This window comes from Marinicella gelatinilytica (genome assembly GCF_026410405.1).
Taxonomy (GTDB): Bacteria; Pseudomonadota; Gammaproteobacteria; order Xanthomonadales; family Marinicellaceae; genus Marinicella; species Marinicella gelatinilytica.
Genome location: NZ_JAPMLN010000008.1, coordinates 37552 through 53841 on the forward strand (window position 1 = coordinate 37552; position 16290 = coordinate 53841).

General features: G+C 41.9%; 13 protein-coding genes, 1 pseudogene and 1 other annotated feature. Of the genes and pseudogenes, 8 read left to right on the forward strand and 6 right to left on the reverse strand.

Going from position 1 to position 16290, the window contains the following annotated elements; all coding sequences use genetic code 11:
* Positions 1-50: 50 nt before the first annotated feature.
* Positions 51-1946, reverse strand: a complete 1896-nt coding sequence (locus tag OS173_RS06700) for a S9 family peptidase (protein ID WP_267183503.1) — start codon at positions 1944-1946, stop codon at positions 51-53.
* Between the two features lie 570 nt (positions 1947-2516).
* Between OS173_RS06700 and OS173_RS06705 the strand changes: the two genes are divergently transcribed.
* On the forward strand, positions 2517-3209 hold the full coding sequence (locus OS173_RS06705; protein ID WP_267183504.1) for a transposase: 693 nt from the start codon (positions 2517-2519) through the stop codon (positions 3207-3209).
* Between the two features lie 396 nt (positions 3210-3605).
* On the opposite strand, the gene OS173_RS06710 is transcribed toward OS173_RS06705, so the two are convergent.
* Entirely contained in the window at positions 3606-4424 is an 819-nt protein-coding gene (locus OS173_RS06710; RefSeq protein WP_267183505.1) for a hypothetical protein, read from the reverse strand.
* 102 nt (positions 4425-4526) lie between these two features.
* A complete protein-coding gene (locus OS173_RS06715; protein ID WP_267183506.1) occupies positions 4527-5252 on the reverse strand; it encodes an amidohydrolase in 726 nt (241 codons plus the stop codon).
* A 294-nt stretch (positions 5253-5546) separates the two neighbouring features.
* Between OS173_RS06715 and OS173_RS06720 the strand changes: the two are divergent.
* Together OS173_RS06720 and OS173_RS06725 are read left to right on the forward strand one after the other, a co-directional pair.
* Positions 5547-6169 (forward strand): annotated as a pseudogene (locus OS173_RS06720) (IS3 family transposase); the annotation flags it as partial.
* Positions 5825-5941, forward strand: a sequence feature (AL1L pseudoknot). It overlaps the preceding pseudogene by 117 nt.
* Positions 6170-6233: 64 nt before the next feature.
* A complete protein-coding gene (locus tag OS173_RS06725) occupies positions 6234-6932 on the forward strand; it encodes a transposase (RefSeq protein WP_267183507.1) in 699 nt (232 codons plus the stop codon).
* A 785-nt stretch (positions 6933-7717) separates the two neighbouring features.
* Here the strand turns inward: OS173_RS06725 and OS173_RS06730 are convergent.
* Positions 7718-8344, reverse strand: coding sequence for an energy transducer TonB (locus OS173_RS06730; RefSeq protein WP_267183508.1), 627 nt, complete (start codon positions 8342-8344; stop codon positions 7718-7720).
* Positions 8345-8533: 189 nt separating this feature from the next.
* Here OS173_RS06730 and OS173_RS06735 point away from each other — a divergent pair, with 189 nt between their 5' ends.
* From OS173_RS06735 to OS173_RS06745, 3 genes are read left to right on the forward strand one after another with little or no spacing between them, the layout of a single operon-like run.
* Complete coding sequence (locus OS173_RS06735; protein WP_267183509.1) at positions 8534-10318, forward strand: M61 family metallopeptidase; 1785 nt, start codon at positions 8534-8536, stop codon at positions 10316-10318.
* Between the two features lie 12 nt (positions 10319-10330).
* Positions 10331-10966 (forward strand): deoxynucleoside kinase, encoded by a 636-nt coding sequence (locus OS173_RS06740; protein WP_267183510.1) that lies wholly within the window; start codon positions 10331-10333, stop codon positions 10964-10966.
* 16 nt (positions 10967-10982) lie between these two features.
* The gene (locus OS173_RS06745; RefSeq protein WP_267183511.1) at positions 10983-11849 is read left to right on the forward strand and encodes a DUF368 domain-containing protein; all 867 of its coding nucleotides are present in this window, start codon (positions 10983-10985) and stop codon (positions 11847-11849) included.
* A gap of 53 nt (positions 11850-11902) precedes the next feature.
* On the opposite strand, the gene OS173_RS06750 is transcribed toward OS173_RS06745, so the two are convergent.
* Entirely contained in the window at positions 11903-12589 is a 687-nt protein-coding gene (locus OS173_RS06750) for a hypothetical protein (protein ID WP_267183512.1), read from the reverse strand.
* 106 nt (positions 12590-12695) lie between these two features.
* Here OS173_RS06750 and sbcB point away from each other — a divergent pair, with 106 nt between their 5' ends.
* The gene (gene sbcB / locus OS173_RS06755; protein ID WP_267183513.1) at positions 12696-14162 is read left to right on the forward strand and encodes an exodeoxyribonuclease I; all 1467 of its coding nucleotides are present in this window, start codon (positions 12696-12698) and stop codon (positions 14160-14162) included.
* A gap of 20 nt (positions 14163-14182) precedes the next feature.
* Here sbcB and OS173_RS06760 read toward each other — a convergent pair whose 3' ends face one another.
* Positions 14183-14545 (reverse strand): hypothetical protein, encoded by a 363-nt coding sequence (locus OS173_RS06760; RefSeq protein ID WP_267183514.1) that lies wholly within the window; start codon positions 14543-14545, stop codon positions 14183-14185.
* 140 nt (positions 14546-14685) lie between these two features.
* On the opposite strand from OS173_RS06760, the gene pyk reads away from it, so the two are divergent.
* The gene (gene pyk / locus OS173_RS06765; protein ID WP_267183515.1) at positions 14686-16110 is read left to right on the forward strand and encodes a pyruvate kinase; all 1425 of its coding nucleotides are present in this window, start codon (positions 14686-14688) and stop codon (positions 16108-16110) included.
* Positions 16111-16290: the final 180 nt, after the last annotated feature.

Here is a 16290-nt window from a genome sequence, read left to right on the forward strand (position 1 = left end):
ATAAAAAAGCCGAAGAACAGTCTTCGGCTTTTTTGTCTTTAAGATAGAATTTATTTTAAGTATTCATCCAAAAAAGCCAGGTATTTTTTAGCCGCGGCGATTTGATTGTTCTTTTTACTGAAGCCGTGGCCTTCATCATCGAACACCAGGTAGTCAACATAGGTGCCACCGGAACGAATCGCTTCGACCATGTCGTCACTTTCAATTTTCAAAACCCGTGGATCATTGGCACCCTGCACAATCAGTACCGGGCTTTTCACTTGGTGACCAAAAAATACCGGTGAGATGGCGTGCAGGCGTTCTTCATCGGTGGCCGGATCGCCAAGCTCATCGTACAGGGATTTGCGGAATGATTCCCAATAGGGTGGAATACTTTTTAAGGTGCGTACCCAATTGGTGACGCCAAAGATATTAATGCCGACTTTAAATTCATCGGTAAAAGCCATGGCAGCCATGGTCAGATAACCACCGTAACTGCCGCCGATAACACCAATTTTATCATCATCAACCCAATCCAGAGATTGTAAATAATATTTGTTATACACCACATCCTTTAAATCATGATCGCCATGTTTGCGGTCATCTAAGTGAAAGAAGGTTTTACCGTAGCCGCTTGAGCCACGGTTATTAATCATAAAAATGGCATAACCGTGATTCACTAAATTTTGAATCAGGGGTGAATAACCGATCCGTGATTGACCGCCGGGGCCGCCATGAATAAAAATCAAAGCCGGTACTTTCTGCTGTTCTGCCTGTTTGGGTTTGTATAAAATCCCGGGAATTTGTAACCCGTCAAAACTCTCAAAGCGGCGCACTTCACCACTGACCAGATGGTTCTCATCAATGGCGGGATTACCGGTCTGAGTGAGGCGTGTTACTCGATTGGTATTGACTTGGTGCACATATAAATTCGCCGGTGAGGTATCCGGTGCCAGATAAAACACCATGGTGTCTGCATTTTCATTGAAGTTAACACCTCTCAGATTGCCTTGGGGTAAACCCGGAAGCTGTAAGGGCTGACCGGTTTCCAGGTCAGTGATGTATAATTTTGTCAGGGCATCTTCATTAACAGCCACCACCCGGTATTGACCATTGTCAGAAAAACCGACGCCTGAAACATCCCAGTCAGCGCTGTAATAGGGTCTGTGGTTTTGGCTTTTCAGGTCATAACGCCAGGCTTGATTAAACTCGCCGTGTGCATTTGTGCCGTAGATCAATTGCGTGCTGTCAGGGGTGAAACTATAGGCCCTATATTGAACATCACCATCATGTTTGGTGATATGTTGAGCCACCTGTTTGGCATGTTCTAAATCATATAAATATAAATCAGAATCGGCATTACTGTTGGTTCTGCCGACCACTAACCAGCGACCATCCGGACTGATGGCAGAAACATCATAACCACCCTCATTTTTAAACACCATCTGGCGGGTGTAATGATCCGTATCATATAAATACACATCGAAAAATTTGGGATCACGTTCATTGCTGGCCACATAGAACTGTTGATCGTTATCATGCCATGACAAGAAATTGGCTTTTAGTTCATCGCCCGGTGTTAAGTCTTTAATGGTGCCGTCCATTTCGCGCACATACAGGTGATTCAGCTCATTACCACCTTCATCGGCACTGTATAAAATACGGTCATCTTGTGGAAACCAGCTAATGGCATATATAGAATCTGTTGTTGAGTTTGTTAATTGGGTTTTGGGTGAGCCGTCCACAGGCACCCGAAACGCATTATAAATACCGGTTTCATTACTACTGACCAACACCGCTGAACCGTCTGAATTAAGGGACGAACCAAATAGACTGGTGGTGTCAAAGAAGACTTCAGTATCATAGACTCTGAAATCATCTGTAACAGGTGTTGAATCTTTAACCGCCGCTTGTTGGCAAGCAGCTAAAAACAGGAACATACTTACTGTTAATATTAAACGCATCATCACAATGTCTCTTTGAATAAAAAAATGATTATAAACCATATCACGCACAACCGAAAACAGAGTGCTATAAAGTAGATGTAGTAAAGTTATAACCAATTTTTAAATAACAACCTGAATATGTTGCCTTTCGTTGTGTTTTATTAACTTTATTATTCTTAAAGTCCATACTAATTGATAAGATTTATTTAATGAGCACTTAGATGATAAGGTTTTAAAAAACATCAGGAATTGTGCCCAAACCGGCACACCCTTGGGAAGCAGCCGGTTTATTGAACAAATCGAAAAGAATTTAAAAGATAAAGTGGGTTATTCAAAACGAGGCAGGCCTTGGAACGTTGTAAACCAAGATTAACATAACACGGGTAAAGGGTACTGACCCCTTTTACTTACTATCCATGTGTCAGGGTTGAGTTCTAACTCTGTCAACGCAGAGCCTAATTTGTGAGAAATATAACCAGCTTTATCGTCTCTTATAACACGCCCGGTTTCATCAACTAAATCAATACGAATAAAGGGGTCAGTACCCTTTAAAGAGATTTATGCTATCATAGTAAATTTAAGGGGCTACTTATGCCAAGGAAACCGAGGTTCTTTGTTCCACATATTGCCAACCATGTTATTCAAAGAGGGAATAACCGTCAGGCTGTGTTTTTTGAAGAAGAAGATTATCAAACGTATAAAAATTACTTGTATGAAGCTGCTGAAAGTAGTGGTGTAAAGATTCATACTTATGTCTTGATGACCAATCATATTCATATTCTCGCCACAGCCGAAACAACAGACGGCATCAGTTTAATGATGCAAAAGACCGGTCGTTTCTATGTGCCCTATATCAATTATAAATATGAGCGATCAGGCACCTTATGGGAAGGTCGTTTTAAAAGTTCTTTAGTTGATAGTGATTTCTATGTTTTGGCTTGTATGCGATATATTGAAATGAATCCTGTCAGAGCCAACATGGTAGAATCACCTCAAGCGTATAAGTGGTCAAGCTACCATAAAAATGCACTTGATAATCATGACAGATTAATTACACCTCATGACAGCTACTTAGGTTTAGCGAGAACCAAAAAACAAAGGATAAACAGTTATACTAACTTATTTAATGAACACCTGGATGAAAAGGTTTTAAAAGACATCAGGAACTGTGCCCAAACCGGAACGCCATTAGGAAGCAGTCAATTTATAGAACAAATTGAAGCGCAATTAAAAGTTAAAGTTGGATATTCAAAACGTGGCAGACCGGGTAAAGCCAGCAATTAGATTAAAGTAGATAAAGGGTACTGACCCCTTTAATTCCTTTAATTCTAAAAACACCATTTTGCAGCGTAATAACTCAAAAATCTGTAGCAATATTCTGATGGCTTGTACGAAAATGACTATAATGAAGTGACTGTCCTCGATTATCCGGATCTGAAGCGTATGCCCCATAGCATACCTTTTGCGCTTTTCGGGGTGTCGACTTCAGTCGACAAACTTAGAATCAATCACACAGCAACCACATTCATGACCTGGCTTTTTTATCAAAAACAATCACAGATGTCCTCAAACAAGTCGGCTAAAGCCGATACCCCACTTGAGTAACATGAACTGAAAGGAGTTGAAGGCTGTGATACACAATAACTAAATCTGCTGCTTATTTCAGAACATTGCTATGAATTATTTGAAACATTCAAATGAATTGTCAAAAAGTACATCCGGGTTGTTGTTGGGTACAAAAGTTTGACAGACTTCAAAGTTGAAAAGTGTGTCATCATTGGTTCCAAAGGCAACTCTGACGGTATCTGCATAACCCAGGAACGAGTTACCCCAACCAGAGCCTACACCGATATTGACACCCGTGATGTAAGTGTTTGCAGTTAAGTTGACTTGTGGGTCTTCGGGTTGACCTTGTGGGTTGTTATTGATCCAGTCATTAAGCGTGGAATTATAGTTTTGAACAGCGCCGGAACCTTGTGGACTTAGCGTCACATAAACCCAGAAATTATCATTGTAGAGATCCAGTAAATACCAACTGTCTTCAAGCGGTGAAGCATAACTATTGTATATACCTTCCCAAATCAAAAAGCCGGCAGTATCGTCAAGCAGATCAGCTGTACCAGCGTCATCATAAAAATACAGCCGAAAAACCGGACTAAAGTGGGCGGTGGTGGTAGAGATTGAGTCGCGATACCAGGCATAGTTCAGTGCTGATACATTGCCCAGGGTTCTTTGTGGATAGTCAATAACGACATCAGATTGTTGCCACAGTAAATGGTAATCGGCCTTGTCCTGACCAGAGGTTTGCACATCAGTAAAAAACATCAGTGAGCCATCACCAAAAAGTGGTTGATCCTTGTTGATTTCAACCATGGCATCATCACGCACATTGACCGCTTCCCAACCTTGTGGATTGGCCGGTGTGACTTCTACTTCATCAAATGCCAGAACCGAGCTGCTGATCCACAGTGAACTTAAAAACAATACCTTTTTATACATTATTTTCCCCTGAAAATTAAAATACACGAATTAACAAATGTAACATAAATTCATCAGATTTGCCAAAGGTATTTAGCGGCTGTAAAGGGCTGAGTGTCCGCTTCAGTAGTCCTGAACCAGTTGTACAAAAGCACTGACACCATTTAATAAGGCCGTTTCATCCACATAAAAATGTGGGGAGTGGTTGGAAGCTGCGGTTTTTGCATCTTGGCTCTTGGGGGTAACCCCCATAAAAAAGTAAAAGCCGGGGACTTCATTGGCAAAAAATGAAAAATCTTCCGCTCCTGTAATCAGACCCGTATCCACCACAAATGGCTCACCAAAAACCTTTTTCAAAGAAGGCAGCATTTTTTCACCCAATTCAGGGTCATTAACAGTTACGGGGTAACCTTCGTTGATTTTAAACTCAATGTCTGCTTCATTGGCTTGTGCCACATGGTTGACGATATGGCCCAGTTGTTGATGTATGTTGTCACGAATACCCATGTCAAAATTTCTAATCGTACCTACCATGGTCACATCATCAGGAATGATGTTATTGCGAATACCGCCTTTGATGGCTCCAAAGGTCACCACAGCCGGTGCTTTGGTGACGTCGGTGCGACGGGAAACGATGGTTTGTACAGAATTAATGATTTGTGCCGAGGTGACAATCGGGTCAATACCGTTCCAGGGTCTTGAGCCATGGGTTTGTTTGCCAATCACTTTAAGTTCAAAATCATCAACGGCTGCCATCATCGGGCCGGTTCTGTAACCAGCTATGCCGGTGTTCATATTGGAGGTTACATGCAGGCCAAATACAGCTTCATAATAAACAAGGACAGTCATTAAATGAAGGTTGTCAATCGATTCATTAGTCTATATTGTTTCGCAATTTAGCACCGATAATTGAGTCCTTTTGGCGTGATTAAGTTTGGATAAGCTAATGGATGCTTTGGAAATGATGATTTAGGTGTTTTGCCTAATTTAAGCCGAGCGGTATGATTTCACGAATGCGAAGAAATATGAAAAGCTTGTTGGGTTCACGCTATTCTAAAACAGGTTTTAGGCGAATACCAACGGACCATTTACGTGAACCGCCCCGGGTTTGTCGGAGACTCAATAGTTTGAGAGAATAAGTCTATGAATACACAAATCCGATATGCCCCCGAGGTGAAAGAGCGAGCCGTTCGGTTGGTTTTGCAAACCGAACATGAACACAATTCCAGGTGGTCGACCATCAAGTCCATTGCTGTCAAGATTGGTTGTACACCTGAGACCCTGAGAAGCTGGGTTAATCGACTTGAAATTGATCAGGGTGACAAGCCCGGTACCACCACAACCCAAACTATGAAAATCAAAGATTTGGAGCGTGAGAACCGTGAGTTAAAACGTGCCAATGAAATTTTGCGTAAGGCGGCGGCTTTTTTCGCCCAGGCGGAGCTCGACCGCAAACGCAAGTGATGGTTGATTTTATTGATCAAGAAAAGGGATTGTATGGTGTCGAGCCAATCTGCGAGGTATTGCCGATTGCACCATCAACCTATTATCGCCACAAGCTACTCATTATAAACCCTCAGTTGCGTTCTGCCAGAAGTAAACAAGATGATATCCTGATGGCACAAATCAGTCGGGTCTGGCATGAAAATCGCTGTGTTTATGGTGTTCGTAAGGTTTGGAAACAATTGCTCAGAGAGGGTATCACAGTGGCTCGTTGTACAGTTGCCAGATTGATGAAAATCCTTGGTATCAAAGGCGTCATCAGGAAATAAAGGGGTCAGTACCCTTTAAAGAGATTTATGCTATCATACCAAATTTGAAAGATATCTTATGCCAAGGAAACCGAGGTTCTTTGTCCCACATATTGCCAACCATGTTATTCAAAGAGGGAATAATCGTCAGGCTGTGTTTTTTGAAGAAGAAGATTATCAAACGTATAAAAATTACTTGTATGAAGCTGCTGAAAGCAGTGGTGTAAAGATTCATGCTTATGTTTTGATGACAAATCACATTCATATTCTCGCCACAGCCGAAACAACAGACGGCATCAGTTTAATGATGCAAAAGACCGGTCGTTTCTATGTGCCCTATATCAATTATAAATATGAGCGATCTGGCACCTTATGGGAAGGACGTTTTAAAAGTTCTTTAGTTGATAGTGACTTCTATGTTTTGGCTTGTATGCGATATATTGAAATGAATCCTGTCAGAGCCAACATGGTAGAATCACCTCATGCCTACAAGTGGTCAAGCTATCATAAAAATGCCTTGGATAACCATGACAGATTAATTACATCTCATGACAGCTACTTAGGTTTAGCGAGAACCAAAAAGCAAAGATTAAGCAGTTATACAAACTTATTTAATGAACATTTGGATGAAAAGGTTTTAAAAGATATCAGGAATTGTGCCCAAACCGGCACACCCTTGGGAAGCAGCCGGTTTATTGAACAAATCGAAAAGAATTTAAAAGTTAAAGTGGGTTATTCAAAACGAGGCAGGCCTTGGAACGTTGTAAACCAAGATTAACATAACACGGGTAAAGGGTACTGACCCCTTTTACTTATAAATAAGATTAATAATATTATTATGACAATCCATAGTATTTTACTTGTCAGTTCATTTATCTATTTTTCAATTGGACTCACAATTGAAGGCATTAAACTGAGTGGAAAGGGGTGATTAAAGAGATTATTTGGTAACTACGCTAAAGAAAAAGACGTAATCATAGACAGGCATCTCATTAGATAATTGTTTTGGATTGTTTGATTAGTTTTCAGTCTATTTTTTTGTGTATTTTGAGATAATTTTGTGGAATCATCGTCAGGTTTTAGAAAAATTCTTATTTTGATCGGTTTTTGTAATTTTATGGTTTTTTCTGTTTTAGGCCGAGCGGGATGGCTTCACGAACGTGAATAATATAGAGAATAAGTTTTGATTTTAGGCTATTGTAAAGTTGGATTGAGGTGTATTCCAGTCGACCGTTTATTGGTTTTGATTGTCTCTTATAACGCGTCCGGTTTTGTCAATTGAATCTATGCGTATGGCACAAACGCCGAAAGCCTTTATTGGCTAAAAGTCACTACGGTTGGTCACTGCTTAAAAATCGTACTTTGCTTATTGCTATGCTAAATGCTCTGTGAACACACCATAAAACGATAGGGTGCTTTCAAAGTAAATTTATTGAATACATGCTACTGCCATCTTTTTATCCGTCCAAATTAACATAATGGTAACGCTGAGTAGATTAGTCAGCGTTACCCTTCAAAATAATTTAAAAAGTGGCTGAACACAATATTGTTTCAAGTGTGCTTTTAGCTGGCTTTGATTTCAATGGTAAATGTTTTTGACAGGGTGTCGGTGATGCCGAGGTTTTTGGGCGGTTCAAAGCGCCAGTTTTGGATGCTTTGTTGGGCTTGTTTTAGCATAAGTGCCGGAACATCGGGGGCGCCGGCGGCGACTCGAACCACCTCGCCTTCGGGGTTGATGTAGATACGGACTTTAAGGGTGTCTTTGGTGGCGTAACGCGATGGGATATCTAAGGGGGTTGTTTTTACAATGGCCCACGGGTATTGGGCATGAAGTGGGTTTATTTCTTTGCTCACCATTTCACGTTTTTGAAAATGAGATGTGCCGGCACGCCTTACTGGTTCAGTATTAGGCGTTTGTGGTGCTTCAGGCTCAATCTTAAAGTCAAAATCAGGTTGTGTGGCAATATTCATATCCATCACAGGTGCCATCGGACGGTCTTCAGAAATATCTGGCGTGATAATGGGTTCTGAGCGATTGTCATCAGTTTTGAGGCTTGGGTTACCCGGCTGCACGGTGGATTGACGCTCCGGTAGTCCTTGTGACCAGCTCGGTCGTTTTGTGTCGGTTTCAGTTTGCGCGTGGCTAATGGTGGTCACCATTAAAGCGGTCAGTATAATCAGGTATTTCATGGGTTTTTTCTAAGTGGATCAAATTTGTTGGGGTAGTTTAGTTTTATGGCGGCCTATGTCAATAAATATTGCGCTGAAACATTAAAATTCAAGTGCTTTAGGGGTTGAGACGTGCTTTATCGGTGGTTATGCTTTATAAATTTTATAATCCGTGTAGAATTTGTGACAAAATTTTTCAGGTAATAAGACATGATGTTTCGTTGTTTAATCTTTTTAATGTGGATGGGTGCTGTGATGGCTGATGATACCGTTAAATATAATTTTTCAGTGACCAATGCGGCACAGCATTTAGGTCGTGTGGAGATGGTTTTACCGGCCACTGAGGCGCAGCAAGTGACAGTGAAACTGCCGGTGTGGCGATCCGGTCGTTATGAGGTTTTAAACCTGAGTAAAAACATCACTGATTTTTCGGCCAAAGATGAATCGGGTCATGATTTGACCTGGTCAAAATCTAATAAAAATACTTGGGTCATTAATAACCCGGGCTTAGGTGTTGTCACTGTGAGTTATGTGGTTTATGCCAATATGCTGTCGTATCGGGTGGCACATATCGATGAAACCCACGCTTTTTTAGATGCCAGCGGGGTATTTATGTTTGCGCCCGATTTACGGCAATCACCCTTAACAGTTACTTTAGAGGTGCCGGCACATTGGCGTTCGCGCTCAGGAATGTCTTCACCTTCGAATCATGTGTTTGTGGCTGATAATTATGACCAATTGGTGGATTCACCAATTGAATCGGGGGTTCATGAATTTTTGGCTTTTGCGGTTAATAACCGTCAATATGAGATTATTATCTGGGGCGAAGGAAACCATGATATCAGTGATTTAAAGCAAAATATCGAGAAAATAGATCAGGTGGCGGCTGATTTATGGGGTGACTTTCCGTTTCAGCGATATGTGTTTATTTATCATGTAGCTGAGGGTATTCGCGGTGCCACCGAACATGTTAATTCCACTGTTATTCAGAGTCATCGTTTTCAGTTTGATCCACGTTCTGATTATTTGAAAATTCTGGCTACCACGGCCCATGAGTTTATTCACACCTGGAATGTTAAGTCTTATCGGCCTTCAGGTATTGCGCCTTATGATTACAGTGATGAGAATTACTCAAAATTGTTTTGGATGGTGGAGGGTAGCACCAGTTATTATGATGATTTATTTTTGCTGCGAGCGGGTATTTACAAGCCCAAAGAATATTTAAAAAAGCTTGCAGGTGATATTCATGGTCATCTTGGAAAGCCGGGCCGTGAAGTGAATTCCGTGGCGATGAGTAGTTTTGATACATGGTTGAATAATGATCCGCATTTTACCTTAAATAATCGGGTGAGCATTTATCTGGAAGGGGCGTTAAAATCCTGGGCTTTGGATCAGGCCATTCGAGAAAAAACAGCAGATAAGTACAGTTATGACGATGTGCAAAGACGGTTATATGGTGCGCATGTCAATACTGATATCGGTTATGATGAATCTGATGTGCAGGCTATATTAAAAGATTTAACCGGTTCTGCGATGACTGAATTTTGGCAAGATTTTGTTGATGGTACAAAAGCCCTTGATTTTGATGAGATATTGGCTTACTACGGGTTGCAGAGGGTGTTTGATAAGGACAGCGAACAAACCGTGTGGCTTGGTTTGGAAACCACTGACGACAGTGCCGGGGTGGCGGTTAAAGCGGTTCACAGAAATGGTCCTGCCTGGCAGGCTGGTGTCACCGGTGGTGATGTGATATTGGCTGTTGATGGCCATCGTGTGCGCATAAATGATTGGGCTGCGCGCTTAAAGATGTTGGGTCTTGATGAAAGCCATGAACTGACTTATTTTAGAGGCGATCAAATACAAACCACACGTATATACCCGATTGCTAAACCAAATCCTGAATTTTCGATTGAGCCTTTGGCTAAACCCAGTCGACGCCAACAACAGGCCTTTACGAGTTGGACGGGTATCGAGTTTAACAATTTGTATGAATAAGCGGGTTTAGCGTTGAGTCGTCCAATCATTATTGCCATTGCCGGTAACATTGGTGCCGGTAAGACTTCTTTGGTGGAATTTTTGCAAAGAAGTTATGACATAACACCATTTTATGAACCCAATGATGACAACCCTTATCTGGTGGATTTTTACCGTGATATGAAACGTTGGGCTTTTCATTCGCAATTGTATTTTTTAAGCAGTAAGTTTGCCATGCAGCAACAGTTAGAACAATGTTCGGGCGTGGTGTTACAAGATCGGACGTTATTTGAGGATGTGGAAATTTTTGCCACTGCTTTACATCGGATGCGAAAAATAAATAAGCGTGATTGGCAAACCTTTATGGGATTGTATGAAACAATCAAGAAGACCATTCAGCCACCGGATTTAATGATTTATTTGAGTTGTTCGATTCGCACCGCCCGTAAGCGCATTAAGTTACGTGGACGCAAAATGGAACAACACATGCCGTTGGCATATTTAAAGCGGTTGTCAGGTCTCTATCAAGAATGGATTGACGGCTATGACATGAGTGAGGTGTTGACCATAGAGACTGATAAACTGGATTATGTGAATGACTTAATTGATCAATTGCAACTTATGACGGCGATTGAACGTTATATCCCTCATAATTTAAAAAGACAATAACAAAAATGAGATAAAGATGACTTATTTGTGGGTATATTTAAAAGGCATGTTAATGGGGATGGCAGATGTGGTGCCGGGCGTGTCAGGTGGCACTTTGGCCTTGGTTACCGGTGTTTATGAGCGGCTGGTTAGTGCCATAGCACGTGTCGATGGGGATTTTTTTGGTTATCTGTTTAAGCTAAAAATTAAACAAGCCTGGCGACATGTGGATGGCTGGTTTTTGTTGGCTTTATTGGTCGGCATAATATCGGCAATATTTCTGTTCGCTGGTTTGTTAAGTCAGTTATTGGTAACACAACCGGTTTTAACCTGGTCGTTTTTCTTGGGTTTAATTGTGGCGGCTGCGGTGCTTTTGGTGGCCGCCGAGCATGCTAAGTCGTGGTTACACTGGTTAGGTTTGTTGTTTGGTATTGTCGTCGGATATGTGTTATCCACACAGTCTTTATTGACACTACCTGATGGCCATTTGGGTATATTTTTAGCCGGTATGATTGCCATTTGTGCAATGATTTTACCGGGGATTTCAGGATCCTTGATATTGGTGCTGTTAGGTCAGTATGCCGTATTATTGCATGCTGCGGATCAACGTGAATGGTTAACTTTAATTGTATTTGCTATCGGTGCTTTACTGGGTTTGTTGTTATTTTCACGTGTTTTAAAGTGGTTGTTAAAACATTATCATGTCGCCATGATTTATTTTTTGTCAGGTTTAATGCTGGGAACCTTGTTTAAAGTTTGGCCATGGAAAACAGTGAGTGGGGTCAATGTTTGGCCCTGGCAACATGCAACGCCTCACTATTTGATGAGTGGCTTAATGATTTTTGCCGGTGTCATTGTGGTCACCGGCTTGTTTTATTGGGGTCGACAAACCAGACGGGCATAAAAAACGCCGTTTATTTAATAAATCAACGGCGTTTTAATGGTCATAAAAGATTCTTAGTTCAAGCGACGACGGAATAAACCGGCCATCACTAAAAAGATGGTGGCTAAAGTTAACACAGACCATGTGCTGAGACTAGGTACCGGTCGGGCAGTCGGCGTGCCACGATTGGGTTGCATGGATTGTAGCTCCATGGGTGATGGACCACCGATACCTTTAAGTGCATTACCTGTTGGCATATTTGTAAAGCTTTCACAGAGTGTAAACCAAAAACAACTGGTTGGTGCGTCGGATATAGGCGGTGAACCATTACCCCGGTTGTTATCATGCCGAGCAGACGATATGTTTTGACCACCGATGTCATGCGTAAATAAGTTAAATTCCCCTGAATCCCCATCGAATGTGGTGCCCCAAGGCGCATCGGCTGTAGGCTGGCCAATCAGTGGCTGGCTGAAATCAAGAACACCGCCATTACTATAGAAGTCTACTGAGGCATAATCATTTAAATCATAAGTGCCGTCACTATAAATGGAGCCAGTAACCGTTAGTTGTAAATCAAGTACTTTTGGACTCGGAAGACTTATAATTTCATCAACAGGGTTTGATAATAATGATTCTTCAAAAACAATATAGCCGACAGTACGTGCTGTGCTATTAGGATCATCAAACACAAAGTCGAAGCGCACCGGTGCCGCCGAAATACTGAAAGAAGTGACGAGTAAAAATAAAGTTAGTTTTTTCATGGTTCCCCTTTTTTAGTTAGATTAAAATCATAACTATATTAGTGAAGTTGTTTTTATTTGGCAATGGTTTTGTGTGGTTTTGTGACGTGGTTCTCAGGAGTGTAATGTGAAATGTGATGGCAGTTTTTATTGGTATGATTTGGAAACCTTTGGGATTGACACCAAATATGACCGCATAGCACAGTTTGCCGGTATTCGGACTGACGCAGAGTTGAACATGATTGGTGAGCCTGATATGTTTTATTGTCAGCCGACCTTTGATTATTTGCCCACCGGTGAGAGTGTTCTGGTAACCGGTATTACCCCACAATTATGTCAGCAAAAAGGTTTGCCCGAACATGCCTTTGCCAATCGTATCAATGAAATATTTTCGAAGCCCAAAACCTGTGTTGTCGGGTATAACTCGGTGCGTTTTGATGATGAGTGTGTCCGCACGCTATTTTATCGTAATTTGATGGATCCTTATGCCCGAGAATACAGCCATGGCAATAGTCGTTGGGATTTAATTGATTTAGTGAGGGCCACGTATGCACTCCGCCCCCAAGGCATTCATTGGCCATTACGGGAAGATGGTCAGCCAAGTTTTAGGCTGGAAGATTTAAGCCAGGCAAATGGTCTGTCGCATCGAGCGGCGCACGATGCGTTATCGGATGTCGAGGCGACCATCCAAATGGCGGCTTTAATTAAACAAAAACAACCCCGCTTATTCGAGTTTGGTTTAAAAATGCGTGATAAGCAGTATGTGAAGGGTTTGCTTAATTGGGACTTGTTACAACCGGTGGTTCATGTTTCGGGCATGATTCCGGCTGAGCGAGGCTGTGTCAGTTTGTATGTGCCTTTGGCGATTGATCCACGCAATAAAAATGGTGTGATTTGTTATGATTTGAATTATTCACCGGATGATTTACTTCATTTAACTGCTGAAGAGATTGGTGAACGTCTTTACACCCCGCAACATCAACTGGCTGAAGGTCATCAGCGTATTCACTTAAAAACCATCCACATCAATAAAATTCCTTTTGTGGCACCGGTGAGTATTTTAAAGCACACTGATAAAGCGCGATTGGGTTTAGATGAGGCGTCGTGCGCACGGCATTTAAGCCATATAAAAGAGTATGCCAAAGACAATCAACAAGCGCTGATAAAAAAAGTACAGGCAGTTTTCTCAAAGCCATTCGAACTTCAGAGTGACGATGTGGATAGTCATATTTATCAGGGTTTTTTTAGTTATGATGAGCGGGCGTACTTTAATCAAATTCGTGACCTGAAGGCAGAAGACATACCTTGGGCTACCGATAAAATGACTGTTTTTAATGATGCACGTGGTCCTGAGTTGGTGCGCCGTTACCGTGGTCGAAACTTTCCGGAAAGTTTAGATAAGAAACAACGTCAACAATGGCTTCAGGAATGTTATCAACGGTTACAGCAACATCACGGTGATAATTGGCACCGCTGGTTTACGCATATGGCAACTTTAAAAGAAGGCTTAGATAATGCGGATAAAATGGCATTGTTAGAAGCTGTTGAAGACTACGCGCGCAACCATCCGCTGTTGGGTTTGGCTGGTCATTGATTGCAACAGGTTTCTGTAGATTATTTTGAACGATGGTTTTTACGGGTCTGAATCATGACAACCCTAATTACCATATAAAATACAAAACCTGCCGCCACTAAATAACTGCCCCAATGTTCAAGTAATACCACGTTTTTTCCTTGCTCTAAGCCCTGAATATAATCCCAAAGCATAGGTACCGCGCCAATCATGGCAATGGCCATAGCGACATAAGACAGCATTGTTAATTGATAGCTGCGTTCAGCATAACGTCTTTTTCGGTACAACTCGGCCTGTTCAGGGTCGATTTTGGCATCACTGTCATGGCTGAAGCCACATTTTGGACAGACCGGTGCCAAGGATGACATTTTGGTGCGACAAACAGGACATTTAACTAAAGCCATAAATAGAAGTGTGAGATAAAAGTATGGTTATTATAACAAGGATGGTGTCGTATTTTAAGCACATTAAAATACATCACTGACATGAAATCTTTATCAAAAACGACTATCATATCAGTTCTCATGACTCTAATTTCTACAGTATGTATCGCAAAACAAAAATCGTCGCCACCTTAGGACCTGCCAGTCGAAAACCTGAGCAAATAAAAAAGCTTATTCAATCCGGGGTTAATGTATTTCGTCTTAATTTTTCTCATGGCAGCCATGAAGATCATCGTCAAGCAGTGGCTGATATTCGACAGATCAGTGATGAGTTGCACGTTCATGTAGGGATTTTGCAAGACTTGCAGGGTCCAAAAATTCGAGTTGGGCGTTTTAAAGAAGGTTCAGTGCACCTTGTGCCTGGACAAATCTTCAAACTTTACGCAGATAAGAACACAGTCGGTGATGACGCCGGGATTGGTATCAGTTATGAGCAGTTGTATCAAGATGTGACTGTTGGTGATGCGTTATTATTGGATGATGGTAAGCTGAGTTTACGGGTGGCAGAAATTGTTGACACAGCTCTGGTTTGTGAAGTTATTTTAGGTGGTGTCTTAAGTAACCACAAAGGTATTAATGTGCCATCAGCAGATTTATCGATTGCGGCTGTGACTGAAAAAGATCGCGCTGATTTAGCTTTAGGTGCTGAGTTAGATGTGGACTGGGTGGCGCTGAGCTTTGTGCGATCGGCCGATGATTTGATATTGGCTCGGCAGTATCTGGATGAACATCAATCAACAGCTAAATTAATGGCTAAAATTGAAAAGCCCGGCGGGGTAAACAACTTTACGGCCATTTTAGAACAAGCAGATGGAATTATGGTGGCGCGCGGAGATTTAGGTGTTGAACTGTCCACAGAGCAAGTGCCTTTGTTGCAGAAAAAACTCATTCGCCAAGCCAGGGAGCAGGGTAAGCCGGTGGTCACTGCCACGCAGATGTTGGAAAGCATGATCGAAGATGCCACCCCAACCAGAGCAGAGGCCAATGATGTGGCGAATGCCATTTTTGACGGTACCGATGCGGTGATGCTTTCGGCAGAAACAGCCGCTGGTGCGTATCCGATAGAAGCGGTCAAAACCATGGCGCGTATTGCTGAAACGGTAGAACAAGATGACAGTTATCGAAGTCATATTGAGCAACAAAAAGTGGCGGTACAAAAGAACACGCCTGATGCGGTGTCTTCAGCAGCCTGTCAAGTGGCCACCATTTTAAAAGCCCAAGTGATGTGTTGCTTTTCAAGTTCAGGCGCCACCGCACTCAGGGTGGCCAGAAATCGCATGGTTACTCCGGTGATTGCCGTATCGCCACATTTAAAATCCTGTCGTCAGTTAACCCTGTCATGGGGTATTTATCCGGTTCTCAATGATCAAGCAAAAAGTGCAGATTCCATGGTAAAAGTGGCCAACACCGTTATTAATGAATCAAACATGGCCCAATTAGGTAACACCTATGTTATTACAGCCGGGGTGCCTTTTGGTCAATCAGGAACCACCAATTTAATTCGTGTCGAAACTTTAACACCTTGATGGCTTATTAAGTGTTATTAAAGTTGGTGAAGAGCCAATTGTTGTTGAGACCGGTTTAAGACCATTATTTTAGGGTATGAACTAAATGTACCTAAAATGATTTAATATGCTAAAAACCGGAACAAGAAAAAACACCTACAATGACATGATTCTCACGATGGTTTAGATAAACTGTCGAAA